The following is a 25,193-nucleotide window of genomic DNA, read 5'->3' on the forward strand; positions in this document are numbered from 1 at the left end:
CGAGCCCCCGGGCAGCCGCTCGCGCAGCCTCGGGTCGTCCAGCACGTCCTGCACCGCGCGGCCCGCCGAGTCCGCCGCCCGCCGGGCCTTGTCCGCCACCTCGTCCATCACCGGCGACCCGGGCGCGTTCACGTCCCCGCCGCAGTGGGGACACGTCCGCGACGACAGGCCTTCAGGGAGCGGCTGACCACAGTGCGGGCAGGACATGGCGCGGAGTCCTCCTCAGGCGAAACCACGGGCGCGAAAGCCTACACCGCGCCCCCGGGCAGCCATGAACCCTCCCCGGCGCTCAGGGTTTCGCCCCCCTTCGCGTGCACGGCCGCTACCAGAGCATGTCCTGGTCCTCGGTGACGCCGGGGACGTTGGACAGCTTCAGCTCCTGGCCGCCCACGCGCAGGGTGCCCTCGAAGATGCCCACGGGCTGGGCGAAGTGGCTCACGATGAGGCGCAGGTTGCGCTCCTCGCGGTGCACGTAGATGGGCTTGAAGCGCAGGTCCACGGCGCCGTCCTCCGTCGTCAGGCGCCACGGGTCCAGCAGTTCCTTGGCGTCGTACTCGAAGTGCGCGCGGCCCACGGGGTAGAGCCGGTCGCCCAGCCAGACGGCGTTCTCGTTGGCCTCGGTGACGCCCTCGTTGAAGCCCTCCACCAGGTTGAGGCCCACGGGCGTGCCGTCCGCCAGCCTTCCTGCCGCGAAGGCCCAGCGCCAGGCGGTGTGCCGCGCCAGGTAGCCCTGCGTGTAGTCCATGCCGCCCACGCCGCCGTCCAGCCGGAAGCGCCGGCCGCCCGCCTCCAGGCTGCCGAAGGCCAGGAGGCCGCTGCGCTTCTGGGTGACGTTGACCAGGCCGTCGCCCTCCACCGGTGCGATGACGGTGAGGGCCGGCGGGCCGCCCGCCACCAGCAGCTCGCCGTTCCACTGGAACGACTGGAGCGACTGCGTGCGCATGCGGCTGACGTCCACCTCCACCTGGTAGCGCTCGTCGGACTCGCCGCGCTTCACGGACATGCGCCCGCCCAGCGTGCGGAAGGCCGCCACGAGCCCCGCGCCCGGCTTGTCGCTCACCTCCGCGAGCGGCCCGGGCACGCCCAGGAAGCTCACGTCGCACAGGGGCTTCTTCTCCTGGAGGTCCACCGCCACCGCGAAGGCGTTGGCCGTGTAGCCCAGGTCCACCACCGCGAAGAGGGCCGCCACCTCCCGCGTGGCGACGAAGGTGTAGTGCCAGCGCTTGCGCTTGAGCAGCCGCGTGGTGCGCCCCGGGGCCCACTTCCCCAGCAGCCGGGGCAGGTCCACCTCCGGCAGCTCCCCCTGGTACGTGCCGAACCGCGGTTCCCCTTCCGTGGAGGCCACCGAGGCCGGGGCGAAGGGCAGCAAGGCTTCTCGTTCACGCTCGAGCGTCATCTCGAAACATTGGACGGCACTTCGCTGGCGCTGTCACGCGAACACGCAGGCCAAGCGGCGCCCCGAAGACACTCGGGACCCCGCGCGCGCCTGCCCGCTAGCTCCTGCCGAAGATGATGCGCTCCTGGGACAACAGCCGCGTGGTGAAGCGCAGCGCCACCGCCGACACCGCCACGCAGGACACGAGCGCGAGCAGGAAGGGCACGGGCCCCAGCGACTCGCCGCGCATCACCTCGCCCGCGAGCAGCTCCTGCCCCAGCACCGGCACCGCGAACATCCACGTCTGCGTCTGGATGGGGGACAGGGCCAGCATCATCCCGGGCAGCGTGGGCAGCACCATCAGGAGCGACAGGTACGTCTGCGCCTCCTTGAACGACCGTGCATAGGTGGACACCCACATCTGCACGGCGGACGCGGCCAGCACCAGCGGCAGCACCGCGGCCAGCATGCCCAGCGCGGCCGGCGCGTCGAAGCGGGCGCGCACGCCCAGGTCCTCCAGCGGCACGCGCTTGACCACCAGGAAGTAACCCACCAGACACAACAGCACGCCCATGGCCGCCATGGCGCAGGTGGCCAGCCACTTGCCCGCCACCACCGCGCCGCGCGGGGCGGGGTTGAGCAAGAGGGGCTCCAGCGAGCCGCGCTCGCGCTCGCCGGCCATGGTGTCGCTGGCCAGCTGCATGCCGCCCGCGAACGCCGCCATCACCAGGAACAGCGGGATGGTGGTGAGCACCGTGGCCGCGGTGCGCTCCGGCGTGGACAAATCCAGCTCGTCCACGCGCACGGGCACCGCCAGCTCCGGGGACACGCCGCGCGCGAACAGGCGCTGGCTGCCGGTCTGCTGCGAGTACGCCCCAGCATCCGCTGCGCGCGCTGCACGGACTGGCGGGCCTTGTTGCGCGAGCTGTCCACCACCAGCCGCACCGCGGCGGTGCGTCCGTCCGCGAAGTCCTGCGCGTAGTCGTCAGGCACCACCAGCACCACGTCCAGCTTGCCGGCCTGCACCAGCGCCTCGTAGTCCTTGGGCGCCTCCGACAGCTTCGCGCCGTAGCGCTCCAGGAAGGCCATCAGGCTGGGCGCGTGCTCGCGGCCCACCACGGGCATCTCCAGCGGCCGGTCCTGCCGGTACCAGGAGGCCATCACGTTGAACATCACCAGGAACACCAGCGGGCCCAACAGCGGCCACATCACCGCGGAGCCCAGCGTGCGCCTGTCGCGCAGGTGGTCGAGCACCTCCTTGCGCAGCACCGTCCCGACCTGGCCCCTCATTCGCGCAACCCCTGCTCGCTGCCAATCACGCTCACGAAGGCTTCCTCCAGGCTGTCCTTGCCGGTGGAGGCGCGCAGCGCGTCCGCCGTCCCGTCCGCCACCACCCGCCCGCGCGCCACCACCACGATGCGGTCACACAGCGCGGCCACCTCCTGCATCACGTGGCTGGAGAACACCACGCAGCAGCCCTGCGCCTTCAGCTTGCGCAACAGCGTGCGCACGGAGCGCGTGGCCATCACGTCCAGGCCGTTGGTGGGCTCGTCCAGGAGGACGTTGCGAGGCCCGTGCACCAGCGCGCGCGCCAGCGCCACCTTCACGCGCTCGCCCTGGCTGAAGCCCTCCGTGCGCCGGTCCGCGATGTCCTTCATGTCCAGCAGCTCCACCAGCTCCTCCACGCGCGCGTCCAGGGCCGCGCCGGACAGCCCGTGCAGCTCGCCGAAGTACCGGGCGTGTTCGCGCGCGGTGAGGCGCGGGTAGAGGCCGCGCGCGTCGGGCAGCACGCCCAGCGCACGCCGGGCCACCTCCGGCTTCTGCGCCACGTCCACGCCGTCCACGGTGGCGGTGCCGCCGTCCGGGCGCACCAGCGTGTAGAGCATGCGCAGCGTCGTCGTCTTGCCCGCGCCGTTGGGGCCCAGCAGGCCCGTGATGACGCCGTCCTCCGCAGTGAAGGACACGTCGTGCACGGCCGTCACGGAGCCGAAGCGCTTGTGCAGGTTCCTGGCTTCAATCATGGGCGCTTGAAGTCCTACGGCACGGGGCCAGCGAAGGAGGTGAAGAAGGGCGGCCGCTTGAGGCCCGCGCCACAGGCCGGCGTCAGGCCCTCCACGCTGCCGCGCGTGAGCACCTCCGCCATCAGCGTGCGCGCGCAGTCCGCGCCCACCGTGTTGTGCCCCAGCCCCGGCACCACCACGTGCAGGCTGTGCGTCAGCGTCCGCTTCGCCTCCTCGCCCCAGGGCGGCGGCGTCACGGGGTCCAGCTCGCCGGACAAGAGCAGCGTGGGGATGTCCGACTTCACCGGCTCGCGGAAGCTCTTCGGCACGTTCGCCCGCGGCCACTTCGCGCACGCGCGCTTCACGTCCAGCGCCATGCGCGGGCCGAACCAGGTGCCCTTCGCCTCGCGCTCGGCGTCCTCCTCCGTGAAGAAGGGCGCGTCCTCCGCGCACACCACCGCCAGGAACATGCCCCGGCTGGTGGTGCGGGCCACTTCGTCCGTGAGCCCCAGGGACAGCGCGACGAAGGACGTCCAGTCATCCTTCGTGGCGCGGTCCAGCATCAGCGGCACCAGCGACGCGACGTCCGGGCTGTAGAGCAACGAGAACAGCTCCGACAGGAAGACGCGCCGGGTGAGCGTGAAGTCCTCCGGCACGCCCGTGCGCGGGTGCGCCAGGTGCACCTTCGCGGGCGCGGCCTCCAGCTTCGCGAGCAGCGCCTCCGTGCGGGCGCGCAGGTCCGGGTACGCCTTCGCGCAGACGCGGTCCTTCGCGCACGCCTCCAGCAGCAGGTCCAGGGCGCGCTGGCCGTCGCGCGCGGCGTACAGCGGCAGGTACTGCCCCATGGGGGCCACGCCATCCAGGATGGCGGTGCGCACGCGGTCCGGGTGCTGGCGCATGTACACCAGCGCCGCGCGCGTCCCGTAGGAGATGCCCCACAGGTTCACCTGCCGGTAGCCCAGCGCCGCGCGCACGTCGTCCAAATCATCCATCGCGATGGACGTGGTGTAGAGCCGCTCGTCCGCGTCCCAGCCCTTGCGGCACTGGGGAATCACGTCCGCGTCCTCGCGGTCCTCGAAGCGCTCCGCCAGCGACGTGCGCGACGGGTTCAGCGCCTCGCAGTCCAGCGGGTGCGAGTCCCCCGTGCCGCGTTGATCCACGAAGACGATGTCGCGCTGGCGCCGGATGCGCTCCAGCGCCGGCAGGATGCGCGTGCGGGACGCCGCCTGCCCGGGGCCGCCCGCCAGGAAGAACAGCGGATCCTCCTTCGGCTGCGACGCGAGCGCTGGCACCACCACCACGCGCAGGGAGATTTTGCGCCCCTTCGCCGCGGCCCGGTCCTCGAAGACCTCCAGCGTGCCGCACAGCGTCTGCGCGGCCACCCCGTCCAGCCGGCACGGCTTCAGGGCCATCCGCCGCGCGCTTCCGGGCCCGGCGGCGCCAGGCTCGGCGCCCGAGGACTTCGAGCAGCCCGTGAGTGACAGCGCCGCCAGCACCGCCAGCGCGAGGGGGTGAGACAAGATACCACCTGTCACGAGGGGCCAACCTCCAGCACGGGGGAGTCCCCCTGGCGCATACCATTGGCGTGCCGAAGGTGCACCCGTCACAGCCCCGACACGCGCGGCGATTGAATCCGCGCGAACGCGGGGCGTCCTCTGCTACGCCCATGCCCATGAAGAAACGCGCGTTCCTGGTCCTCTTCGCCCTTTCGCTCACCACGCTCGCCGGCTGCGCCACGCTGCAGAGCCTGCTCAACGGCGCCTTCAAGAAGCCCACGCTGAAGTTCAAGACAGCCCGGCTGTCGGACGCCTCCCTGTCCGACGCCACAGTGGACCTGGTGTACGAGCTGGACAACCCCAACAGCCTGGGCCTGAAGCTGGCGTCGGTGGACTACGCCTTCTTCGTGGAGGGCAAGCAGCTGGTGGCCGGCAAGCCGAGGGAGGGCCTGAACCTCAAGTCCAACGGCAAGAGCCAGATTGTCTTCCCCGCCAACGTGAAGTTCGCGGACATCGCGCCGGTGGTGACCACGTTCCTCAACAAGGACGTGGCGGCCTTCAAGGCGCAGGGCTCGCTGGGCATCCAGACGCCGCTGGGCGTGCTGAAGTTCCCCCTGGAGAAGGAGGGCACGTTCCCCGTCCCGAAGATTCCCCAGGTGCAGTTCCAGGCGCCGCGCATCACCCACATCACCCTCAGCGGGGCCACGGTGGAGTTCCCCCTGGCCATCACCAACCGCAACGCCTTCCCCCTGCCGGTGGCGGGCATCACCGGGGCGCTCAAGGTGGCGGGCGCCAACGTGGGCAACCTGTCCACGGGCAACCTGGGCATGCTGGACGGCAGCGGGACGAAGCAGGTGACGCTGCCGCTCACCATCAACTTCGCGAGCGCCGCGTCCGCGGCCATGGCCCTGCGCTCGGGCGGCAACGCGCAGGTGAGCCTGACGGGCAACCTGACGTCGGACGCGCAGTCCGTGCCCCTGAACCTGAGCCAGCTGGTGAATTTCACGAAGTAGGCAGGGCATGCAGGGAGGCGGGCGGTGCGCGGGACACCGGGGATGTTGTCCCCGGGCAGGGGAGCCGTTACGGTTGCGCGGCTTCCCGAGGGCCCCCCATGCGCCGCATCCTCTTCAAGTCCAAGATCCACCGCGCGACGGTGACCCAGGCCGACCTCGACTACGAGGGCTCGGTGACCATCGACAGAGACCTGCTGAAGGCGGCGGACATCCTCCCCTTCGAGAAGGTCGCGGTGTGGAACGTCACGCGCGGCACCCGCCTGGAGACGTACGCCCTGGAGGGCGAGTCCGGCAGCGGCGTCATCTGCATCAACGGCGCCGCCGCGCACCTGAACCAGCCGGGCGACCTGGTCATCCTGGCCACCTTCGCGGAGGTCGAGGAGGCGGAGGCCGCCCACTGGAAGCCCACGGTCGTCTTCGTGGACGGCAAGAACCGGGCGGTCCCTGGCGTCACCGAGGAAATCCCCGGGCCCGCGCGCCGTATCGCGTAGGGACGCGGTAGGGCCCCTGGCGGCACCTTTTGCCGCCCCCTGCCCTGTCTGCCATGCTTCCCGCCCTTTCCCTGCAGGCGCGGGGGCGCGGCGACGCGCGTCCCGGAGGCGATGACGCGATGAGGTGGACGTGGGCGGGCCTGGTGGCCCTGGTGGCGGTGGCGGGGTGCAAGCAGGTGGGCCCGTATCAGCGCGACCCCAACGAGGAGGACGCGTTCGTCTCCAACGTCCCGGTCATCCGCTCGCCCGCGCAGGACCGCTGCGCGGCGCTGGGGCAGTCCTCCGTGCGCGGCGGCTGTGACGACGCCCTCTACCTGGCCAGCGAGTACGCCCGGCGCCTGTCGGTGGGGGACGAGGTGTGCCTGGAGGGCGGCTTCGGCGAGGAGCCCGGCGCGGCGTGCAAGGCGCGCGCGGCGGTCATCGACACGGGGCCCAACCGGGTGAAGCTGGAGGTGCGCTCGGCGCGTCCGGACTCGCGGTGGTTCAAGTCGGAGATGCGACACGCCTGGTACGAAGAGGGCGCGCTCGTGGACCTGTACCTGGCTGAACGGGGTTACTAGAGGCGACCGGCCGCGCGCATCGCGGCCCAAAGGAGGAGGACATGGCCTTCTACGACGGCGTGACGGAGCGGCTGGGCTTCATGAAGAAGCTGACCCCCGCGGAGCTGAAGAAGCTGGGGGCGCTGCGGCTGTCGGACCTCATCCAGGGGGAGGTGGGCCGGGCGCGCGTGCGCGTGGCGGCGCTGGAGAAGCGCTACCCGTCCGCGACGACCAAGGAGCTGGCGCAGCGGCTGGTGGATGAGAAGAAGAGCCTCGCGAGCATGGTGGGCGGCGTGAGCGGCGTGTTCGGGCTCATCTCGCTGCCAGCGGACCTGACGTTCATGGCGTACCTGCAGATCGTCCTGCTCACGGACGTGGCCACGCTCTACAAGGCGAACCTCAAGACGGAGCGCGCGCGCGGGGAGCTGCTGGACCTGTTCGGCTACGCCAACGGGCTGGGGCCGCTGCACCGCTCCGGACCGAAGGTGCTGGGGAAGCTGGCGGCGCTGCTGCTCGCGAAGGGCGGCATGACGACGCTGGGCCGCGCGATGCCGCTGGTCGCGGCGCCCATCACGGCGTACCTCAACAACCAGCACATCCAGATGGTGGGGGAGCAGGCCGTGCGCTTCTACGAAGGCTTCGACAAGGCGCACGCCAAGGCGAGGACCGCGAAGCGCAAGGCGGCGAGCGGGGAGTAGGCGCCCTCCGTCGCGGGCCCGCGGAAATCCGGTCAGAAACCGGAGCGATATGTCCGTCACGTATTCCCGTTGTGTCCTTGGCGGGACCTTGGAGCCCGCGGGATGCCGGGAGCGATGCCCGCGGAGCCGGACGCGGGAGCGAGTCCACGGCACGGAGGGGTGCATGACGGAACTCTCGGTGGATGTGCGCGTGCAGGTGGCGCGGTGGCGGAACCTCCTCGTGGACGCGGCCCGCTGCGGCTCGCTGGCGAGCCCCCTGGCCGCCCTGTCCCATCCCCACTGGGAGCCGCTGGAGTTGCAGGCCCTCTGGTGGCTGCGCGCGGAGAGCCTGCTGCCCGTGGGTGTGCTGGCCACGCGCCTGGGAGGACTCGCCATGCCGCGCCTGAGCCGGCTGGTGGACCGCCTGGAAGATGGCGGCCTCGTGCGCCGCGAGCGCTCCGTGGGGCATGACCGGCGGCGCGTGCGCGTGCGCCTCACCGAAGCGGGCCATGCGCTGACGGACGAGCTCAACGCGCAGGTGCAGGAGCGCATGGCGAAGCTGCTGTCCCCGCTCCAGGGCGAGACGCGCAGCGCGCTGATGGACATCCTGGAGCTGTGGGTGCAGGCCCTCACCGTCCAGGCGCGCACCGCGGAGGAAGTGTCCGAGGAGAACGCCGAGCTGGCCAGCGTCCCCGACGAGCTTCTAAGGGCCTCGGCCGCCTGACGAACCCTACAGCCGCACCTCGACGACGCCCGAGGTGCGGCAGGCCTCCGCGCCGTCGCCGTCCCACTCGTTCTCCGCGCCCTGCACGAACATCGGCAGCACGTCGGAGGTCACGGCGCCCATCCGCCAGCGTCCCGCGCTGTCTGTCTCTCCGCGCACGGGAGGCAGCGAACGGTACTGCCCGCCCACCATCACCAGGGCTTGCGCCACGGGGCGTCCCTGATGGGTGACGTGAACCTCACAGGAGGAACCGGCGGACGGCGCGGGCGACAGCCGCACGTCCACGGTCGTGTCGTCCGCGCCCACCTGCGCCACGCTGCTCGGCCTTGACGCGTACGGCGCTGACGCGACCTGGACGCGGTAGGTGCCGGGCTCCAGCAGGGACACCGCGACGCCGTCCTCCTCCGGAACGAACTTCTGCGAGGGCACCGCGCTCCACAGGCCCTGCGCGTCGCGGCGCTCCAGCAGGTACACCGGATAGGGCCGCTCCGAGCGCTCCTTCAACTGCGCCCGCGTGAAGCCATCCATCCGCACCACCAGCCACCGGTACACCGGCACGCGCCACTCCACGTCCACCGTGTCCGGCATCCCTTCCGTGGGCGTGAAGTCGAAGTCCCACATCGAGGGCGCCTCGGGACGGCCGTCCTCCTCCATCCCCAGCCAGACGTTGAAGCGCGTCGCGCGCCAGGCCGGCACGTTGGGAATCGTGAAGCGTCCGTCCGCGTCCACCGGCTCCTCTCCGCCCACCCAGCCCACCATCCGCCCGGCGGGCCGGGGCGTGTTCCCCAGCAACACCCGTCCACGCAGGGTGACCGAGCGGCTCATGCCTTCAGGGAACAGCCGCGCCACGTCCAGCGTCACCGGGTTCACGGTGCCCTCACGCAGGGGCACTTCGACGGGGCTGCCCTCCCGTCCCGAGGGCGCGCGTAACCACAGCCGCACCGCCCGGTCCGGAGGCAGCGGCGCCAGGCGCGTGTCCGCATCCGGGCTCAGCGGCACCGGCGTTCCATTCACGAGCGCCCAGCCCAGGTCCGGATTCACCAGCGCCAGCACGGGCTGCAGGGCGCTGGCCCGCTCGGCGTCACGGGGATCCACGTCGCGCTCGATGCGCACGGAGAACGTCCCCTCCGTGTTCCGCGCACCGTCCAGCCGGATGCTCACGCCCGTGGGCCGGTTCGCGCGCAGCACGCCCGCATCCAGCGTGCCCGTCGTCGGCAGTGCCGTGCCCGGCACGAAGTCCGCCCACCAGAAGGTCCCGTCCGGTTCGAACGCGACCACCTGGTAGCGCGGCGCGGGGGGCACCGCGACGGGCCCCACCACACCGCCCCGCGAAGTGGCGCTGGCGGGCGCCGTCATCCATTCGCGCACGTTGGCCAGGTCCTCCAGGCTCGTGGGCCCCACGAGGCTGAGCGCCTTCTGCCGCTTCTCCTCCTCCCACCACCCCTCGTCTCCTTCGACGACGAACGCCGCGCCCACGCGCGCCTCACCCGCGAAGGGATGCGCCCCCTCCAGCGTCGCCGTCAGCCACAGGCCCGCGTCCGGAGCCGCCTCCGTCTCCACCAGCGGAGCGGGCTCCGGCACACCGGCGTCCTCGACGCGCGTGAGCACGACGGGACGCGGGGGCGGCAAGGTCACGGGCTCCGAACGCAACAGCATCCACGCGCCCACGCCGAGCAGCAGCACCACCACCGTCCCACCCAGGCCCCGCTTCCAGCGCATGCGTCGTCAGTCCGTGTCGCTGTTGGAATACAGAGACAACCACACCGGCGCGTGGTCCGACAGCCGGGTGACGTAGTCCACCGTGTTCGCGATGTAGTCCCGGCCCGTGCTGGAGAACTCCGTCACGTAGCTGTCCTGCATCCAGAAGTGGTCATAGGCGTTGGCGTAGCCACCGGACGTGTTCATCGTGGTGGCCACGTCCAGCTTGCACGTCACCGCGGGCGACACGGCCTTCAGCTGGCTCCAGGACGCGTGCGTGCAGGCCATGTTGTGGTCGCCCACGAGGATGACGTCCTGGTCCGCGCCGCTCGCGGACTGCACGGACGCGAACACCCCGTCGATGGCCTGCGCCTCCAGCGTGCGGTCCGTCGCCGTGCCCCACACCGCGTGCCAGTTGAGGAAGGTGTAGTCCGCGCCCGTGGGCACGTGGCGCACCTTCACCACCTGCGGCTCGCGCTCGAACAGGTCCCCCGTGTCCGTCCACACCGTGGAGGACAGCAGCGACACCGTGTTCGTCCGGTACAGCACCGCGTAGGACTCCTTGTAGGACGACCGGCCGATGAGCGGCGTCACCACCGCCTTCCACGTCACCCCGGACACCTGCGTCAGGTTCTGCGCGATGGCCGTCGCCGCCGCCGCGTCCATCACCTCCTGGAGGAACACCAGGTCACAGCCGTTGTTGGACGTGCTGTTCGCGCCGAACTGGCCCCACAGCTGCTTCGCGTCATCCAGGTACGACTGCTCCGCGGCCCAGCCCTCGTGACGGAGGTTCCAGCTCACCACCCGAAGGTACGAGCCCGCCTGCGCCAACGCGGGGAGCACCAGCACCGTCAACACCAGGACACGCGACAAGAAGGACGACCCTCTCATTTCACGGCACCTCGGGGCCTGCGGGACAAAAGCGCCCCATCTTCGACACGCCGGGGCGCCAGGAACAGCCCTCCCGCGTGGAATCGGGGTGACAACTCCCCCCTGCACGACAATCCCGGGCACCCCCCCTGCAAATGCAACTTGATTGCATATGACTCCAGGTGGCATCTATTGCGGGCCCGCCCTCACCCGCGGTCCCCACCCAAGGAGCCCCCATGTCCATGTCGAAGCATCCCCAGGCCCTGCTCGCCGCTGGCGCCCTCTTCCTGCTCGCCGGCTGTGGCACCGAAGACGCCGTCGCCCCGGAGTCACAGGCGCCCGTCACCCAGCAGTCGGAGTTGCTCGCCGCGTGCCAGGACACGGAGGAGTTGGCGGAGGTCGTCGAGCACTCCTGCACCCACGCCGAATACGGGCCCTTCGAGTCCGTCACCGCGGCGCCCTATGGCGGCCCGTCCTTCGTGGACGTGAGCGTGGAGCACACCGCGTACAACATCACCCTGCCGGCCATCACCTATCAGCAGTGGACGCTCGGCTACGCGGGCTCCGTCATCTTCACCCCTGAAGAGTCCACCGAGTACGCCTTCCTCACCTCCGGCTACCGCGCCATCCGCGTCGTCAACGCGGCCACGGGCGAGGAGGCCGGCCTGGAGTGCCGCTACCACGTCCCGCAGGAGGTCTGCGGCAGCCTGCGCACCGCCGTGACCGCCGACCTGGAGGGCGGCGTGGACTACCGCGTGGACTTCGCGGCCATCACCCCCCAGCCCGCCACGTTCCTCCTCGTCATCGAGGAGACCGCGCACGACCACGCCGAGGAATAGGCCCGGTTGAGCGAAGGCCCGTGGACACCTCCAAGGTCCACGGGCCTTCCCAACATCCAAAAACTTCTGTATCTCAGTTGCATCTACATCACGGATTCCGATGAGGCAGCCCTCCCATGCGCACCCCTTTTCCCGCCCTCCTGCTGGCCGGAGGACTCGCGGCCCTGACCGCCTGTGGTGGCGACGCTCCGCCCGGCCCGGACGACACGCCCCAGGAGCAGGGCGATCCATGCGCCCCCCATGGCCACATCCACCGCGAGCCTGAGGGCGACTGGTGCCACTGCGACCGGGGCTACCTGGCCAGCGAGCAGGGCCTGTCGTGCGTGACGGACCCGGACTACGTGCCGCGCGAGGGCTTCGACTTCGGGGACAACGGCGAGCACGCCTGCTTCCACGTCGCCAACGGCCCCTTCGCCACCGTCACCGCGTCCCCGGAGCGGCAGCCGCGCGTGGATGACTTCCACACGCACTACACCGTCCAACTGCGCCCGGAGAACGGCCAGTCCGTGGGCACCTTCAACTTCAAGGCCTGGGCCTCCGGTGACTTCGTCCTCTACCTGAGCACGCCCGACGTCGCCGTCACCGTGAAGGAAGGCGAGCGCGTCGTGGAGCCCGTGGCCACCCAGGCCACCGGTCCCTTCTGCGACGGCCTGAAGCAGATGGTCGGCTACGAGCTGACGGACAAGGTCCAGTACACCGTCACCTTCGGCCCCACCGCGCGCACCGGGCTGGGGCTCGTCATCGAACACCTCCAGTGACGGCCCGGAATCACGCGGGCCATTATTGCAACCAAGTTGCGTTTACGGCATGAGTGAGCCACCGGGCGCACCGGCGGCTCCCGGCCGCCTGGCACCCCGCCGCGCCCGGCATCCCGAAAGGAAACACCCATGTTGAAGATGAAGCGCATCGCGCTGGGCGCGCTGTTGTCGCTCGGTCTGACGGCCTGCGGACCGATGGAGGAGGCGCCGGAGGCCTCCTTCGAGGCGCAGGACTCGCAGGAGCTGGAGGCGGGCTGCACGTCGCTGGGCTCGAGCATCACCTCGCACGCGTGCATCCACGCCGGCAACCCCACGGACCACGTGGCCATCACGGCGAGCGCCACGCGCGTCACCAGCGCGCCCGCCATCAGCACGAAGCACAAGGCCTACGACCTGACGCTGCCGTCGGGCGCCGAGGGCTCGGTGACGTACGTGCCGGCCACGACCGGCTCCTACGCGTTCTTCCGGACGCAGAACGTGGCCTTCACCGTCGTCAACGGGAGCACCAGCGCGACGGTGCCGGCCGCGCTGACGCACACCGTGTCGTCCTCCGGTTGCTCGCTCACGTACGTGTCCGTCCACGACCTGACGGCGGGCACGACGTACATCGTCGCGGCGGGCCCTGCGTCCGGCAACGCCCTCACCGTGGTGCCGGAGTTCCTCAACGACACGCGCACGCGCTACTACCAGGACGCGGACGCCGACGGGTACGGCAACAGCTCCGTGTCCGTCTACACCGCGTGCACGCCCCCCTCCGGCTACACGACCCAGCGCTTCGACTGCAACGACACGGCGGCGAGCGTCAACCCGGGCGCCACGGAGGTCTGTGGCAACGGCATCGATGACAACTGCGACGGGTCGCAGTGCTGACCGCCGTCCCCTGACGCGGGCCTGAGCCGGTCCGCTCCCGCGCCGGAGCACCTCCCTCGGAAGGGTGCTCCGGCGTGGGCCTTTCCACCCGAAGGACGCTCGACGGCGCGTCCTCCACCGCCTCCGCCGCGGGCCCGCCCCACCGCATGAAGGACTCCCCGATGCGTCTCTCCTCCGCCACCTTCCTGTTCGCCACCTGTGCCGCCCTCACGCTGACCGGCTGTAGTGACGACGCCCCCATCGTCACGCCGGACGCCGGCACGTCGACGGACGCGGGCACCGGCACCGATGCCGGCACTCCCGACGCGGGCACGCCCACGTCCACCGCCACCGTCACCTCCTCCCAACCCACCGAGGGCGAGTCGGACGTCTACCCGCTGGAGATGTACCTGGACGCGTCCGGGCAGACGCCGGTCATCTCCTTCCGCAAGGTGCTGACGCTCACGTTCAGCGAGCCCATGGACCCATCCGCCGCCCAGGTCACGCTGCACGACCGCACGGACGCCACCGTCCCCGCCCGCGTCCTCACCGGCGCCTGGTCCGAGGACGCGCGCACGCTCACCGTCACCGTGCCGCGCACGGAGGAGAGCACCCGTCCGCTGGAGGTCTCCACGCATTACGCCCTGTCCCTGGAGGCACTGAAGGACGCGGCCGGACTCGCGCTGCCGGACACCGCGCTGGACTTCACCACCGGCGAGCGCGACCCGGCGCTGGAGCACGCGTGCACGCACACGCTCGTCAACACACCGGAGGCCGTCACCGCGGGCCGCACGCCCTTCGACTTCCCGCCCGACACGCACACCGGCCACGCGCGCTACGACGTCACCCTGCGCTCCGGTGAGGCGGGCTTCGGCGGCTACACGGGCTTCATCTCCGACCCGGAGAACGCCGAGCACGTCACGCTCTACCTGAATCAGGAGGTGCCCACGAAGGTCACCAACGACACGGCGGGGACGGACGTGGCGTCGGTGCTCGCCCCCGCGCGCTTCATCTGCGCCGGCATCACGCACACGGTGACGTTCACGTCGGAGCCGGGGGATCAGCTCCACCTGCTCCAGTTCGGTCCCGTGGACTCGGAGCACATCCAGTTCGTGCTGGAGCGTGAATAGCAAGCCCCACACGACCCGTGGGAAGTGCGTGCGTCCACCAGGACAAGGTGGGCCACCCTGGCGGTCCAATGCCGCGGCGGGAGCTGCCCGCTACGGTGACGGTCTCTCTCGGACTTGGAGGGCCACCGCATGCGCGACGCAGCCACCCGCAGGATGCTCGCCCCTTACGAGGAAGTGCAGACGCTGCCCCACTACCTGGTGGGCGAGGCGCTCGATGGCGTCCTCTACGTCTCGTCGCCGCCCATCGCGCGCAAGCAGGGCCTGACGCCGCTGCTGGGCCGCGCGCCGGAGGGCTGGTGGTGGACCTCCGAGCCCCGGCTGCTGCTGGGCCAGGACGTGCTCGTGCCGGACATGGCGGGCTGGGTGGGTGGACGGCCGCCGACGCTGCCCGACGGCGCGTTCATCGACCGCGTGCCGGATTGGGTCTGCGAGGTGCTGACGCCCGCCACCGCGAAGCTGGACCTGGCCGCCAAGCTGCCGCGCTACGCCCGCGCGGGCATCCGCAACGCCTGGGTCATCAACCCCGTGCACCGCGTGGTGGAGGTGTTCCGCCAGGAAAACGAGCGCTGGGTGTTGATGAAGACCTTCGTCGGCGAGGAGCAGGTGCGCGTTGAACCCTTCGAGCGCGCGGACCTGCAGCTGTCGCCCTTCTGGACCCAGGAGTGAGGCCCCAGCTCACGCCGCTGGCTCCCAGGTGCCCGTGAACGCGTCGAAGCGGCGCACGTTGACGCTCAGCGCCCGGTGCACCTGCGTGTCCGTCCCCACGTCCACCGGCGCCCCATCCGCGGGCAGCGTCAGCCGGTCGAACCGCGCGCCGCTGAACCAGCGGTGCGGCTGTGGCTCCAGGACGAAGAGGCCCTCGTCGTCCAGGTCCACGTCGATGGGGACGAAGTCCACGCGCTGAAGCTCCACGGGCGGCGGGAAGTCCATCGCGACGCGGAAGGGCACGCGCGCCTCCGCCTGGGTCGCGACGCCCTCCAGGAACAGCGAGCGCCCTTCCATCACGTCCGCCTCCGCGCCCAGGGCGCTCGACGGCGGCTGGAGCAGCAGCGACAGCGACCGCGCCACGCCCGCGATGCCCGGGGAGCGCCCCAGCACGCGCGCCTGCCCCGCGTCCGCGAGCAAGTCGAAGACGACCTCGCGGTCCCACTCGCCCAGCACCCGGCCGCCGGAGAAGAAGTCGCCTTCATGCGCGTGCGCGGTGGGCAGCAGCACGTCCCCCAGGCGGCGCAGCAGGGCCTGGGGCTGGAGGGGCGAGGCCTTCTCGAACAGGTAGATGGGCCCCAGCACCAGGCGCGCGGTGGTGAGCGCCACGCGCCAGCCGGTGTCGGTGGTGAAGGTGCCGGCGGTGGCCTCACCGGGCGCGAGCGCCGTGCGCAGGCCCATGCGGAAGGTGATGCTCCGGCCTCCGGTGCCGGACAGGCCGCAGCCCGCCGCGAGCGCTCCGCCCAGCATCCACGTGAAGGCACGACGGGTGGGACGCATCATGGCCGGTCCTCCTGGAGGTCCAGGTACACGGTGAGGGTGCCGCGCACGGTGCGGGGTGCACCGGCGGAGAAGTGGCGCGTGGCCAGCAGGGACGCGGGCGCGTCGGGGCCACGGAAGTTGGACACGTAGTTGAACTCGGACTCCCGCCAGCGCGCGTCCAGCAGGTTCTCCACGGACAGGCCCAGCTCCACGGCGCGCCAGCGCGCGCGGGCCGCCACGTCGAAGAGGAAGATGGCTTCGCTGTAGCGGTCCAACGGCAGGGGCTTGGGCCCGATGGCGCTGTGCCCCAGCGCCACGCTCCACCCCACCGGCTGCCGGGCCACGGTGGCGGTGCCCCGCCACGACGCGTCCACGCGCCCCAGCACCCGCGGGATGTACGGCAGCACCGCGCCGTCCCACAGCCGCCACGACGACGCTCCCGGCAGCGGCTGCGTCGCGCGGGCCCACGCGAGGCTCGCCTGCACGTCCAGCCGCTGCTCCCACTGGAAGCGCGCGCTGCCGAACGCGCCCAGCCGCTGCGACGGGCCGATGGGCTGGTTGCGCCCCGTCGTCTCGCTGAACACCAGGTCCCGCGACAGCGCCGTGGCGAACACGGCGCTCCGCAGCTCCAGCGAGGAGGGGCCGTCCCCCCACCGCCAGCCCAGGCCCGTCTCCCCGGACGTCACCCGCGCGTAGGGCGCGAACTCCGCGTCGGACAGGCCCGCCGCGTCGCTGGAGCGCGCCCCCAGGCCCGCGCTGGTCAGCCACGTGAGGCGCGGCGTCAGGCGCACCTCCGCGCTGGCGCGGGGACTGGCGAAGAAGCCGTAGGCCTCCACGGACTCCTCCGGGATGCGAGCCCCCTGCCGGTCCTCGGCCGGCCGGTTCAGGTCCTCCACGCCGAACAGGAGCGTGTCCACGCGCACGCCGCCGCGCAGCGTGAGCCACTCCAGCGGCGCGCCCTTGAGCGACAGGTACGCCCCCAGGTTCGTCACGCGCACCTGGTTGTCGAAGACGGTGGCGTAGGGCGCACCGCCCTTGTCGCGCAGGCGCCGCGCGCGGGTGTGCACGGTGTCGTAGCGGGCCACGTAGCCCAGCTCCAGCGGTTGGGGTTGTCCCGCCCAGGTGAGGCCCGGCGTGTAGCGTCCGCGAAGGCCCACGGTGGTGCCCTGGTAGGACTGCTCGGTGTTGTCGCCGCGCTGGGCCTCGCCGATGGGGGGCGTGTCCTGGAGGAAGCCGGTGAAGTTCTCGCGGCTGCGCATCCGCCGGGCGATGGCGAAGGCCTGCTGCACGAAGCGGCCTCCGCGCGCCAGCCGGGACGTCAGCTCCACGGAGGCGATGTGGCGCTGGCTCGCGCCGCCCTGGTTCGGGTCGTAGAGGCAGAAGAACTGCGAGTCCGCGTCCGCGTCGCACGGCAGCCGCGCGTCCACGACGTCCGTCTCCCGCACCACGCCCGCGGAGCCGTAGCGCGCGCCGTAGCTCGCGCCGAACAGGCGCAGCTTCGTCTCCGGCCCCAGGCGCAGCTCCGTCTGGGCCATGAGGCCCGCGTTCGCATACGCGCGGTTGGGGCCGAAGCCGTGCCCCTGGCGCAGCAGCACGCCGACGAAGGTGGCGGCGGTGGACTCGGGCGGGCCCCACACCAGGGACAGCCGGCGCGACGCGAAGCTGCCGTAACTGGCGGACGCGGTGAGGCCCCGCTGCTCCAGCCCCAACTGGTACTCCACGGTGCCCGCGACGCCGAAGTCGCCCTGGGATGGGTCATAGGGCCCCTCCGTCACGCGCAGGGACCGCACCAGCTCCGGGATGATGAAGTAGGTGTCCGCGTAGCCGTGGCCGTGCGCATGGGAGACCTCGTTGAGGGGCACGCCGTCCACGCGGAGCTCCACGTCCTTGCCCTCACCCGCGTCGAAGCCGCGCAGGTAGACGGTCTCCGCGTGCCCTTCCCCGCCGTGGTTGGCGAGCATCACGCCCGGAGCCAGCAGCATCAGGTCCGTCGCCGAGTTGCGAGGCACGTCCGCGAGCTGCCCCACCGTGATGTGGAAGTCCCCCACCGCGACAGGAGGCGGCGCGGCGGACTGCCCACGCACCGTGGTGGAGAACACGGGCGGCTCCGGCTTCACGGGCGCGGGCGCGGGCGCCTCCGTGCTCGTGGACTCAGGTTGCGCGGGCAACGAGCGCTCCGCGTCGGCCACTTCGTCCTCCGCCTGCGTCCCCGCGGCAGCCACCGGCTCGAACGTCACCGGCACGTCCACCCGCACCTCCAGCCGCTCCTCCCCCCGCCGGGCGGGCTCGAAGCGCCAGCGCAGGGCCGCCGCCAGCGCGGCCCGGTCGAACATCACGCCCCCGGACTCCCTCACCTCCACCTGGGACACCTCTCCCCCGGCATCGATGGTCAGCCGCAGCAGCACCCGCACGGCCTCCGTCAACGGCGGGGCGTCCGCCGGCATCACGGGCGGCGGCGCCTCCACGGGCACGGGGGGCGTCACGGGCACTTCGGGCGACGCGCTCAACAGCCAGAGCACCAGCGTCGGGATGAACACGGGCAGCGACCTCGGCCGGCGGGGTCCACCTGACGCAGGCGGACCTCCCGGCGGCGGCCCGTGGATATCGCAACCCAGACTTGACTTGCAACTTAGTTACAAATACCAACCTGATGCATGAACCAACGAAGCAAGTGGCTCCACGGCCTGCTCGTGGGCGCGCTGGGCCTTGGGGCCTCCGGCTGCGGCGACGCCGTGGCGCGAGGCGACGTGCGGGTGACGCTGAGCGGCGGGGACGGCACGCAGCGCGGCTACGCGGACCACCTCTTCCAGGACGGCTGGTCCGTGCAGTTCACGAAGTACCTGGTGTCCCTGGGCGACTTCACCCTCACCTCCGCGGCCGGCGAAGCGCGGACGGCTTCCGAGCACGTGCTGGTGGACGTGCAGAAGGGGGACGTGCCCCTCACCGGCCTCACGGGCCTGGAGGCGGGGCGGTACGGGGTGGCCTTCCGGGTGAGCCCCCCGGAGGCGCGCACCGTGGCCGGCGCGTCCGTGGCCGCCGACGACCTGGCGATGATGCGCGAGCGCGGCTTCAGCTACTTCGTGGAGGGCCGCGCGCAGAACCAGGACCCCACCCTGGGCCTCTACACCTTCCGCATGGGCTTCCCCGTCAACGCGCGGATGGTGGACTGCATCAACGGCGTGGACGGCACCCAGGGCCTCGTCGTGCCGGAGGGCTCCGTGGCGGAGGCGGAGGTCACCATCCACGCCGAGCACATGTTCTACGACCGGCTGGGCACCCACCGCGGCGTGCAGCTGCGCTTCGAGGCCATCGCCGCCACCGCGGACGCGAACCACGCCATCACGCCGGAGGGGCTGGCGTCCCAGGAGCTGCTCGACCTGCGCGGCCTGGACGCGGCGAGCTGCGCGACGCCCAGGGCCAGCCGGTCGTCTACCAGCCCGGCGCCTACGCGCTGCGCACGCTCCAGGAGTTCGTCACCCAGAGCATCGTGGATCAGGCGCACCTCAACGGCGGCGGCGTCTGCACCGTCGCCGCGCCGTAGGGCCCTCCCCTTGAGGAAGGAAGGCCCCGGCGGGGCGTCAGGCCTTGGGCGCTTCCTTGGAGGCGCGCTGCGCTTCGACCTCGCGCCGCACGTCGTCCATGTTCAGCGCGCGGACCTGCCGGATGAGGTCCTCCAGCGCCGCCTTGGGCAGCGCGCCCGGCTGGTCGAACAGCAGGATGCCGTCACGGAACACCATCAGCGTGGGCATGGCGCGAACCTCGAAGGCCCCCGCCAGCTCCGGCTGCGCGTCGACGTCGATCTTCCCGAAGACGATGTCCTGATGGGTCTCCGATGAGGCCTTGTACACGGGCTCGAACGCCTTGCAGGGCCCGCACCAGGTCGCCCACCAGTCCAGGATGACGATGCCGCCCTTGCCCACCGTCTCCTTGAAGTTGTCCTTCGTGATTTCGAGCGTCGCCATGATGACCTCCTAACGAACGTCCAACAGCTCCACCTCGAAAAGAAGGGTGGCGTTGGGGGGAATCACACCGGCCGCGCCGCGCGAGCCGTAGCCCAGCTCCGGCGGGATGGTGAGCTTGCGGACGCCGCCCACCTTCATGCCCGCGACGCCCTGGTCCCAGCCCTGGATGACCTGGCCCGCGCCCAGCGAGAAGGTGAAGCCCTGCCCGCGGTCCCGGCTGCTGTCGAACTTCTTGCCGTCGGTGAGCGTGCCCACGTAGTGCACCGTCACCCGCTTGCCCGCGACCGCCTCCGTGCCGGTCCCGACCTTCACGTCTTCCGTCTTCAAGCTCATGCCAGGCTCCTCGGCGGGAATCCGCCATGGAAAAATGCGCACTCTAACGCCTGGCGCAGCCTCCTGCCTCCTTGAATGCCCCGCCCCCGCGCCGGAATAAAAAAGTGACGGCGGGGCTCCGGATGATTCCGGAGACCCCGCCGCCAGCTCCTGCCATGGAGGCCGTGACTGGAACTTCAGGTCAGAACGTGCCGCCCACGTTCAGCGTGGTGGTGTAGCTACCGCCGCCCGCCGGGTCGCTGCCGCCCGGATCGATGTCCGGAGCGAACTGCTTGTCGAACAGGAAGTTGTAGTAGCCACGCAGGTCCGCGGTGAAGTGGCCGAAGTGGCCGCGCACGCCCACGCCCGCCGGGATGTTGCCCACGGTGTCGTCGCTGTAGCCGAGCGACTCACCGCCGCGGAAGTGGTAGTTGCTGATGCCGATGCCGCCCAGCAGGTACGGCTGGACCGCCGACGGCGAGATGGCGAGCGTCAGGGCCGCCTGACCACCGTTGCGCACCAGGTCCGGGCCGTCCTCGGCACCCGCGGCGCCCGCGTCCTTGATGTTGTTCAAGGCGCCGGAGTAGCCGACCTCGACGCCCAGCACGGACGTGGGCTTGAGCGACGCCGTCACGGCCGCGGAGGGGCCGGGGGCAATCTGCGGAGCCAGGGCGCCGGTGTAGCCTTCCACACCGCCACCGATGAGGAGCGTCAGGCCCTTCTTGTCGTTCTTGTCCTTCTTCTCCACCTCCAGCGGCTGGATCTCCTCATTGGCCGACGCCGAGGGCGTGTAGCTCGGAGGAGGCGTGGTCATGCCGCTGCCGCCCGTGGCGTCCTGGCCCGACAGTGAGCTGTCCTGCTGGCTCATGCCGCCGCTGCTGGAGCCCTCCGGAGGAGGAGGCGCGGGAGGCTCGGCCGCGGGAGGCGGCGTGAGCTCCTGGCTCTGCGGCGTGATGCCACTGGCGCCGCTGCCGCCCGTGCCCTGCGGGTTCGCCTGGTTCACCGGCTCGCAGCGCAGCGGCGTGTTCAGGTAGATGGCGCCGCTGCCGCCCGTGCTGGGGCTGCTCAGGCCCTGGTCGCTGGTGCCCAGGTTCTTCGAGGAGTCCTCCATGGACGACCCGGACTGGCCGCTGCCGCCCGTGCCCTGAAGCGATTCATCCACCGGCACTTCCTCGATGGTGAGGTCCTCCTCCTGGACCTCGCCTGGAGAGGACTGCGCCGTCGCGTCCTTGTGGTCCTTGGGGACCGCGGCCTGCCCTGGAGGGCAATCCTTCTCCGCCGCACCTGCGCCCGTCCCGTACATGAGCGCCGCGATGGCGCCCGCCAGAATCTTTGCTTTCATCCAACCCTCCATCGTCGACTGACTGACATGAAGGTTGTCGTGCGAGGGACGTCCGGCAAGCCTTGCGCGGAAGGTCAAAGACAGCTGACCTGCCCGTCCGCCCTCCAGGGGAGGAGGCGTGGTTTCAGAGCCACTTCACGGGGGCGGAGGGCCCGGACGCCTCCCCGCCCAGCGTCAAAGACAGACGAAAAAGAGACCTCCGTCACGCGTCGCGCAGCCACGCCGAACCGGTGACGACAGGCAATTGCAGCGCGCGTTCGCGGTCCAGGTCCAGGTTCCCGATGTGCAGGGACAGCGGCGCCTGCACCCACTTGTAGATGGACTGCTGGAACAGGCGCACGAAGCGGTCCACGTAGCCGCCCAGCCGCTCCGCGTCCACCTCCGGGAACATCGCGGTGAGCGCGGTGCGCATCTCCGCCGGGGTGAGCTTCTCGCCCGCGTGCAGGTAGAAGCACGCGTCCAGGATGGGGAAGGGCATCAGCTCCTCCTCGCCCACCTGATCATGCGCCAGCTCCGGTCCGGCGGGCTTGGCCAGCACCTTGCGGATGCCCTCGTAGCCGGTGGTCTCCTGGAGGTAGTCCAAGAGGTACATCACCACCGTCTTGGGCACGTTGGCGATGACCGCGAGCGCGCCCATCAGGTCGCCGCCGATGGTGGTGTAGCCCACGGACTTCTCGCTCATGTTGCCCGTCTGCAGGAACAGGCCGCCGCAGGAGTTGCTCCAGTTCCACATGCGCTGCGCGCGGATGCGGGCCTGGATGTTCTGCTCGGTGATGGGGGTGAGCTTCGCCTCGCCCAGCATCTGCTGGGCGGCGGCCTTCTCCCGCTCGAAGGCCTCCTCGATGGAGACCACCTGGAAGGGCACGCCCAACTCACGCGCGATGGTCTCCGCCGCGTCGCGCGTCTGCTGGCTGGAGTACGGGCTGGGCATGTAGAACGCCTGGATGAGCGAGCCCGGGTTGTCCGGCCGCGCGCGCTTCGCGTACCGGTGCGCGACGAGCAGCGTGAGCAGCGAGTCCCGCCCGCCCGACAGCGCGATGCCGAACAGCTTGAAGGCGCGCGTCTTCTCGAAGTAGTCGCCCACGCCCAGCGACAGCGCGTCCAGGATGTCCTCGCACAGCGCCACGCGCGCGGTGCGGCGGGTGTCCGGCGCGGGCAGGAAGAAGCTGCGGTGGGCGGGCACGGGATAGGGCAGCTGCTCGCGCCGCGTCTTCACCGCCTGGGTGCAGTCCAGGGTGGGCACCTTCCTGCCGCCCGCGGACACCCACGCCTCCTTGTCCACGCGCCAGGTGGTGTTCTCCGTGCGCAGGCGCAGCGTGCGGTCCAGGTCCACCACGGCGGAGGTGAAGCCCTGCTGGAAGCGCGGCGTCTCCAGCACGTGGCGGCCGTTCTGGTTGATGAAGCCGCCGCCGTCGAAGATGAGGCCGTCGTTGCTGCCCACCGCGTTCGCGTAGGCGATGGTCACCTGGTGGTCGGACGCGCGCGTGGCGATGAGCTCTCGGCGCGTCTCCCAGAAGCCCAGGCGGAAGGGGGACGCGGACAGGTTCACCACCAGCTCGCCGCCGGAGTACGCGCGCCGGCGCATGGGGCCGTCCGCGCTCCAGATGTCCTCGCACACCTCCGGCGCCACCGTGCCGAAGTCGAACTGGAAGAGGGAGTCCCCCAGCGGCACGCCCCGGTGGCTCTCCGCCATGCCGGGCTGGCCGTGGCCGAACGTGCGGCCCTCGTAGAAGACGTTGTACGTGGGCAGCTTCTCCTTCGGGACCAGGCCCAGCACCTTGCCGCCCGCCACCACCGCCGCGCAGTTGAGGCGCACACCCTGGAGGGCCACGCCCACGCCCAGGATGCTCACCAGGGGCAGCGCCGCGGTCTCCCTCGCGAAGCGCTCCAGCTCCGGCCACTGGCGGTCGATGAAGCCCTGCCACTGGACCAGGTCCTCCGCGGGGTAGCCCGCGATGACCTGTTCCGGGAAGACGCCCAGGGTGACGTCCTCCGCCGCCATCTTCCTCGCCAGGTCCAGCACGCGGTCGGTGTTCGCCTGGAAGGCGCCCACGGTGGTGTTGACGCTGGCGATGCCAATCTTCACGAGCCGCATGGTGCGTCGCTCTCCCTCAAGAAGGCGTGAGGCCCCGAGCAATGCGCGCATGGGGGGGCCAGGGCAAGCGGAGGATGCGGCCCCCCGCCCCGGCCGTTCAGTTCCGCGGGCCCGCGGGGCTCGGGGTCCGCGCCGCTAGTTCAGCGGTCCGCTGGGGCGCATCGGCTGCAGCTGGCCCAAGAGGTCGCTCACGTCCCCCAGCACCGCCTCCAGGCGGCGCCGGACGTCCAGCTCCTCCAGCAGCTCCTGCCGCCGCTCGGGCTCCGGCACCAGCGCGGACGCCACCACGTCCGCCAGCATGCCGCCCCCGGTGCGCGCGGCCACCGGCAGCAGGCTCTCCGCGAACGAGGGGGGCACCCGGCCGGCCAGCTCGAAGACGGCCTGGCGCAGCTGCTCCTCCTCCGGCCCCGTGTAGGGGGCCTCCGGCAGCACCTGGGCGCGCACCTGGCGGTAGAGCGTGCCCGGCGACAGCTCCTCCACCAGCCGCACCCGGCTGACGCCCTGCAGGAGGATGTTGTAGCGCCCGTCCTCCACCTGCTCGTCCCAGACGATGACGCCCGCGCACATCAGTGGCCGCAGCGGCGGGCGGCCCCCGTAGTTGCCCTCCCAGCCGGGCTCCAGCTGGCCCAGCGCCAGCACCCGGTCCGTGGCGAGCGCGTCCTTCACCAGCGCCCGGTAGCGCGGCTCGAAGATGTGCAGGGGAATCACGGTGTGCGGAAAAAGGACCGCCGACGGCAGGGGGAACACCTTCAGCGCGCCCGTGGCGCGTTCCACGGTTTCTTGCGGGGTCATGGTCACCTTCCCCGTGTGTAAGCCCCTGGGGCAGGGGGCGCATTCCAATCAGGCAGGCATCCGGGCCCGGCGTCCCGGTGGCAAGGGCCCCCGGTTCCGCTAGGGTGCGCCCCCGCATGTCTTCCACAGAGCCCTCCTCGCCTTCCGCCCCGGCCCCCCCGGCCGCTGACGCCCCGAAGCTGTCCTGGTACCGCCGGCTGTACCTGCGCGTGGAGGCCGCGTCCTCCACCCCGCACGCGCTCGCCACGATGATGGCGGTGTCGGTGGTGGACGGGTCCGTCTTCCCCATCCCGCCCTTCGCGGTGCTGGTGCCCATGGTGCTCGCCCAGCCGAAGAAGTGGGTGCGCTACTGCCTGCTGGGCACCCTGGCGAGCCTGGTGGGCGGCCTCATCGGCTACGCGCTGGGGGCGGGCGTGGGCGAGGGCATCACGCAGCTCTTGCATATCGACCTGGACGTGCGCGTGGACCGCTTCGGCGTGTCCGGCACGGTGGGCGAGCTGCTGGGGAGGAACTTCTGGGTGCTGGCGCTCCTGTGCTCCATCCTGCCCACGCCGTTCAAGATCGTCGCCATCGGCAGCGGCCTGGTGTCGGTGCCGCTGGAGCGCTTCCTGCTGGCGTCCGTCATCGGCCGCTCGGTGCGCTTCTTCCTGGTGGGCAGCGTGGTGCGCTTCTTCGGCCCCACCGCCCGCAAGTGGCTGCGCGTCTGAGGCGCGGCTAGCCGCGGCGCGTGCCGCCCACCGCGCCGCGCGCCGCCACCTCCAGGG

At 71.4% G+C, this 25,193-nt stretch carries 24 protein-coding genes and 1 pseudogene; 11 read left to right on the forward strand and 14 right to left on the reverse strand.

All coding sequences use genetic code 11. The features are described 5' to 3' along the window. The 5 genes and pseudogenes from ACLEQD_RS09555 to ACLEQD_RS09575 all read right to left on the reverse strand — a co-directional run. Positions 1–207, reverse strand: a pseudogene (locus ACLEQD_RS09555) (hypothetical protein); the annotation flags it as partial. Between the two features lie 115 nt (positions 208–322). Beyond that, the gene (locus ACLEQD_RS09560; protein ID WP_410383196.1) at positions 323–1,396 is read right to left on the reverse strand and encodes a DUF2804 domain-containing protein; all 1,074 of its coding nucleotides are present in this window, start codon (positions 1,394–1,396) and stop codon (positions 323–325) included. A 97-nt stretch (positions 1,397–1,493) separates the two neighbouring features. Then, positions 1,494–2,219, reverse strand: a complete 726-nt coding sequence (locus ACLEQD_RS09565) for an ABC transporter permease (RefSeq protein WP_410383216.1) — start codon at positions 2,217–2,219, stop codon at positions 1,494–1,496. Positions 2,220–2,661: 442 nt separating this feature from the next. Then, positions 2,662–3,396, reverse strand: a complete 735-nt coding sequence (locus ACLEQD_RS09570) for an ATP-binding cassette domain-containing protein (RefSeq protein WP_120527397.1) — start codon at positions 3,394–3,396, stop codon at positions 2,662–2,664. A 14-nt stretch (positions 3,397–3,410) separates the two neighbouring features. Continuing rightward, on the reverse strand, positions 3,411–4,910 hold the full coding sequence (locus ACLEQD_RS09575; protein ID WP_410383197.1) for an alpha/beta hydrolase: 1,500 nt from the start codon (positions 4,908–4,910) through the stop codon (positions 3,411–3,413). Between the two features lie 131 nt (positions 4,911–5,041). On the opposite strand from ACLEQD_RS09575, the gene ACLEQD_RS09580 reads away from it, so the two are divergent. From ACLEQD_RS09580 to ACLEQD_RS09600, 5 genes are all read left to right on the forward strand, one after another. Further along, positions 5,042–5,884 carry an LEA type 2 family protein gene (locus ACLEQD_RS09580; protein ID WP_410383198.1) on the forward strand — a complete coding sequence of 281 codons (843 nt, stop codon included), beginning with the start codon at positions 5,042–5,044 and terminating at the stop codon, positions 5,882–5,884. A 98-nt stretch (positions 5,885–5,982) separates the two neighbouring features. Next, on the forward strand, positions 5,983–6,375 hold the full coding sequence (gene panD, locus ACLEQD_RS09585) for an aspartate 1-decarboxylase (RefSeq protein WP_120578486.1): 393 nt from the start codon (positions 5,983–5,985) through the stop codon (positions 6,373–6,375). A 119-nt stretch (positions 6,376–6,494) separates the two neighbouring features. Next, complete coding sequence (locus ACLEQD_RS09590) at positions 6,495–6,935, forward strand: hypothetical protein (protein WP_410383199.1); 441 nt, start codon at positions 6,495–6,497, stop codon at positions 6,933–6,935. Between the two features lie 41 nt (positions 6,936–6,976). Further along, positions 6,977–7,612: an EcsC family protein gene (locus tag ACLEQD_RS09595; RefSeq protein WP_410383200.1), complete on the forward strand. Its 636-nt coding sequence runs from the start codon at positions 6,977–6,979 to the stop codon at positions 7,610–7,612. Between the two features lie 163 nt (positions 7,613–7,775). Next, a complete protein-coding gene (locus ACLEQD_RS09600; protein ID WP_410383201.1) occupies positions 7,776–8,315 on the forward strand; it encodes a MarR family winged helix-turn-helix transcriptional regulator in 540 nt (179 codons plus the stop codon). Positions 8,316–8,321: 6 nt separating this feature from the next. Here the strand turns inward: ACLEQD_RS09600 and ACLEQD_RS09605 are convergent, their stop codons facing one another. Further along, entirely contained in the window at positions 8,322–10,034 is a 1,713-nt protein-coding gene (locus tag ACLEQD_RS09605) for a carboxypeptidase regulatory-like domain-containing protein (RefSeq protein ID WP_410383202.1), read from the reverse strand. A 6-nt stretch (positions 10,035–10,040) separates the two neighbouring features. Further along, complete coding sequence (locus tag ACLEQD_RS09610; RefSeq protein WP_410383203.1) at positions 10,041–10,886, reverse strand: deoxyribonuclease I; 846 nt, start codon at positions 10,884–10,886, stop codon at positions 10,041–10,043. A gap of 239 nt (positions 10,887–11,125) precedes the next feature. Between ACLEQD_RS09610 and ACLEQD_RS09615 the strand changes: the two genes are divergently transcribed. From ACLEQD_RS09615 to ACLEQD_RS09635, 5 genes are all read left to right on the forward strand, one after another. Beyond that, complete coding sequence (locus ACLEQD_RS09615; RefSeq protein WP_410383204.1) at positions 11,126–11,722, forward strand: hypothetical protein; 597 nt, start codon at positions 11,126–11,128, stop codon at positions 11,720–11,722. Between the two features lie 116 nt (positions 11,723–11,838). Continuing rightward, on the forward strand, positions 11,839–12,480 hold the full coding sequence (locus ACLEQD_RS09620; RefSeq protein WP_410383205.1) for a hypothetical protein: 642 nt from the start codon (positions 11,839–11,841) through the stop codon (positions 12,478–12,480). A gap of 129 nt (positions 12,481–12,609) precedes the next feature. After that, a complete protein-coding gene (locus ACLEQD_RS09625; RefSeq protein ID WP_410383206.1) occupies positions 12,610–13,350 on the forward strand; it encodes a putative metal-binding motif-containing protein in 741 nt (246 codons plus the stop codon). A 161-nt stretch (positions 13,351–13,511) separates the two neighbouring features. After that, the gene (locus tag ACLEQD_RS09630) at positions 13,512–14,459 is read left to right on the forward strand and encodes an Ig-like domain-containing protein (RefSeq protein ID WP_410383207.1); all 948 of its coding nucleotides are present in this window, start codon (positions 13,512–13,514) and stop codon (positions 14,457–14,459) included. Positions 14,460–14,588: 129 nt separating this feature from the next. After that, the gene (locus tag ACLEQD_RS09635) at positions 14,589–15,125 is read left to right on the forward strand and encodes a Uma2 family endonuclease (RefSeq protein ID WP_410383208.1); all 537 of its coding nucleotides are present in this window, start codon (positions 14,589–14,591) and stop codon (positions 15,123–15,125) included. A 9-nt stretch (positions 15,126–15,134) separates the two neighbouring features. Here ACLEQD_RS09635 and ACLEQD_RS09640 read toward each other — a convergent pair whose 3' ends face one another. From ACLEQD_RS09640 to ACLEQD_RS09670, 7 genes are all read right to left on the reverse strand, one after another. Continuing rightward, the gene (locus ACLEQD_RS09640; protein ID WP_410383209.1) at positions 15,135–15,947 is read right to left on the reverse strand and encodes a hypothetical protein; all 813 of its coding nucleotides are present in this window, start codon (positions 15,945–15,947) and stop codon (positions 15,135–15,137) included. Continuing rightward, a complete protein-coding gene (locus ACLEQD_RS09645; RefSeq protein WP_410383210.1) occupies positions 15,944–18,463 on the reverse strand; it encodes a TonB family protein in 2,520 nt (839 codons plus the stop codon). The genes ACLEQD_RS09640 and ACLEQD_RS09645 overlap by 4 nt, the downstream gene beginning before the upstream one ends. A 1,041-nt stretch (positions 18,464–19,504) precedes the next feature. Continuing rightward, positions 19,505–19,888, reverse strand: coding sequence for a thioredoxin (gene trxA / locus ACLEQD_RS09650; protein ID WP_410383211.1), 384 nt, complete (start codon positions 19,886–19,888; stop codon positions 19,505–19,507). A 9-nt stretch (positions 19,889–19,897) separates the two neighbouring features. After that, positions 19,898–20,221, reverse strand: coding sequence for an FKBP-type peptidyl-prolyl cis-trans isomerase (locus ACLEQD_RS09655; protein WP_120527497.1), 324 nt, complete (start codon positions 20,219–20,221; stop codon positions 19,898–19,900). A 181-nt stretch (positions 20,222–20,402) separates the two neighbouring features. Further along, complete coding sequence (locus tag ACLEQD_RS09660) at positions 20,403–21,542, reverse strand: hypothetical protein (protein WP_410383212.1); 1,140 nt, start codon at positions 21,540–21,542, stop codon at positions 20,403–20,405. Positions 21,543–21,744: 202 nt separating this feature from the next. Further along, the gene (gene nadE, locus ACLEQD_RS09665; RefSeq protein ID WP_410383213.1) at positions 21,745–23,637 is read right to left on the reverse strand and encodes an NAD(+) synthase; all 1,893 of its coding nucleotides are present in this window, start codon (positions 23,635–23,637) and stop codon (positions 21,745–21,747) included. Positions 23,638–23,772: 135 nt separating this feature from the next. Then, positions 23,773–24,429 (reverse strand): LON peptidase substrate-binding domain-containing protein, encoded by a 657-nt coding sequence (locus ACLEQD_RS09670; RefSeq protein ID WP_410383214.1) that lies wholly within the window; start codon positions 24,427–24,429, stop codon positions 23,773–23,775. 116 nt (positions 24,430–24,545) lie between these two features. On the opposite strand from ACLEQD_RS09670, the gene ACLEQD_RS09675 reads away from it, so the two are divergent. After that, entirely contained in the window at positions 24,546–25,136 is a 591-nt protein-coding gene (locus ACLEQD_RS09675) for a YqaA family protein (RefSeq protein WP_410383215.1), read from the forward strand. The last annotated feature ends 57 nt before the right edge of the window (positions 25,137–25,193 follow it).

The organism is Corallococcus sp. 4LFB (assembly GCF_046520365.1).
Classification (GTDB): domain Bacteria; phylum Myxococcota; class Myxococcia; order Myxococcales; family Myxococcaceae; genus Corallococcus; species Corallococcus caeni.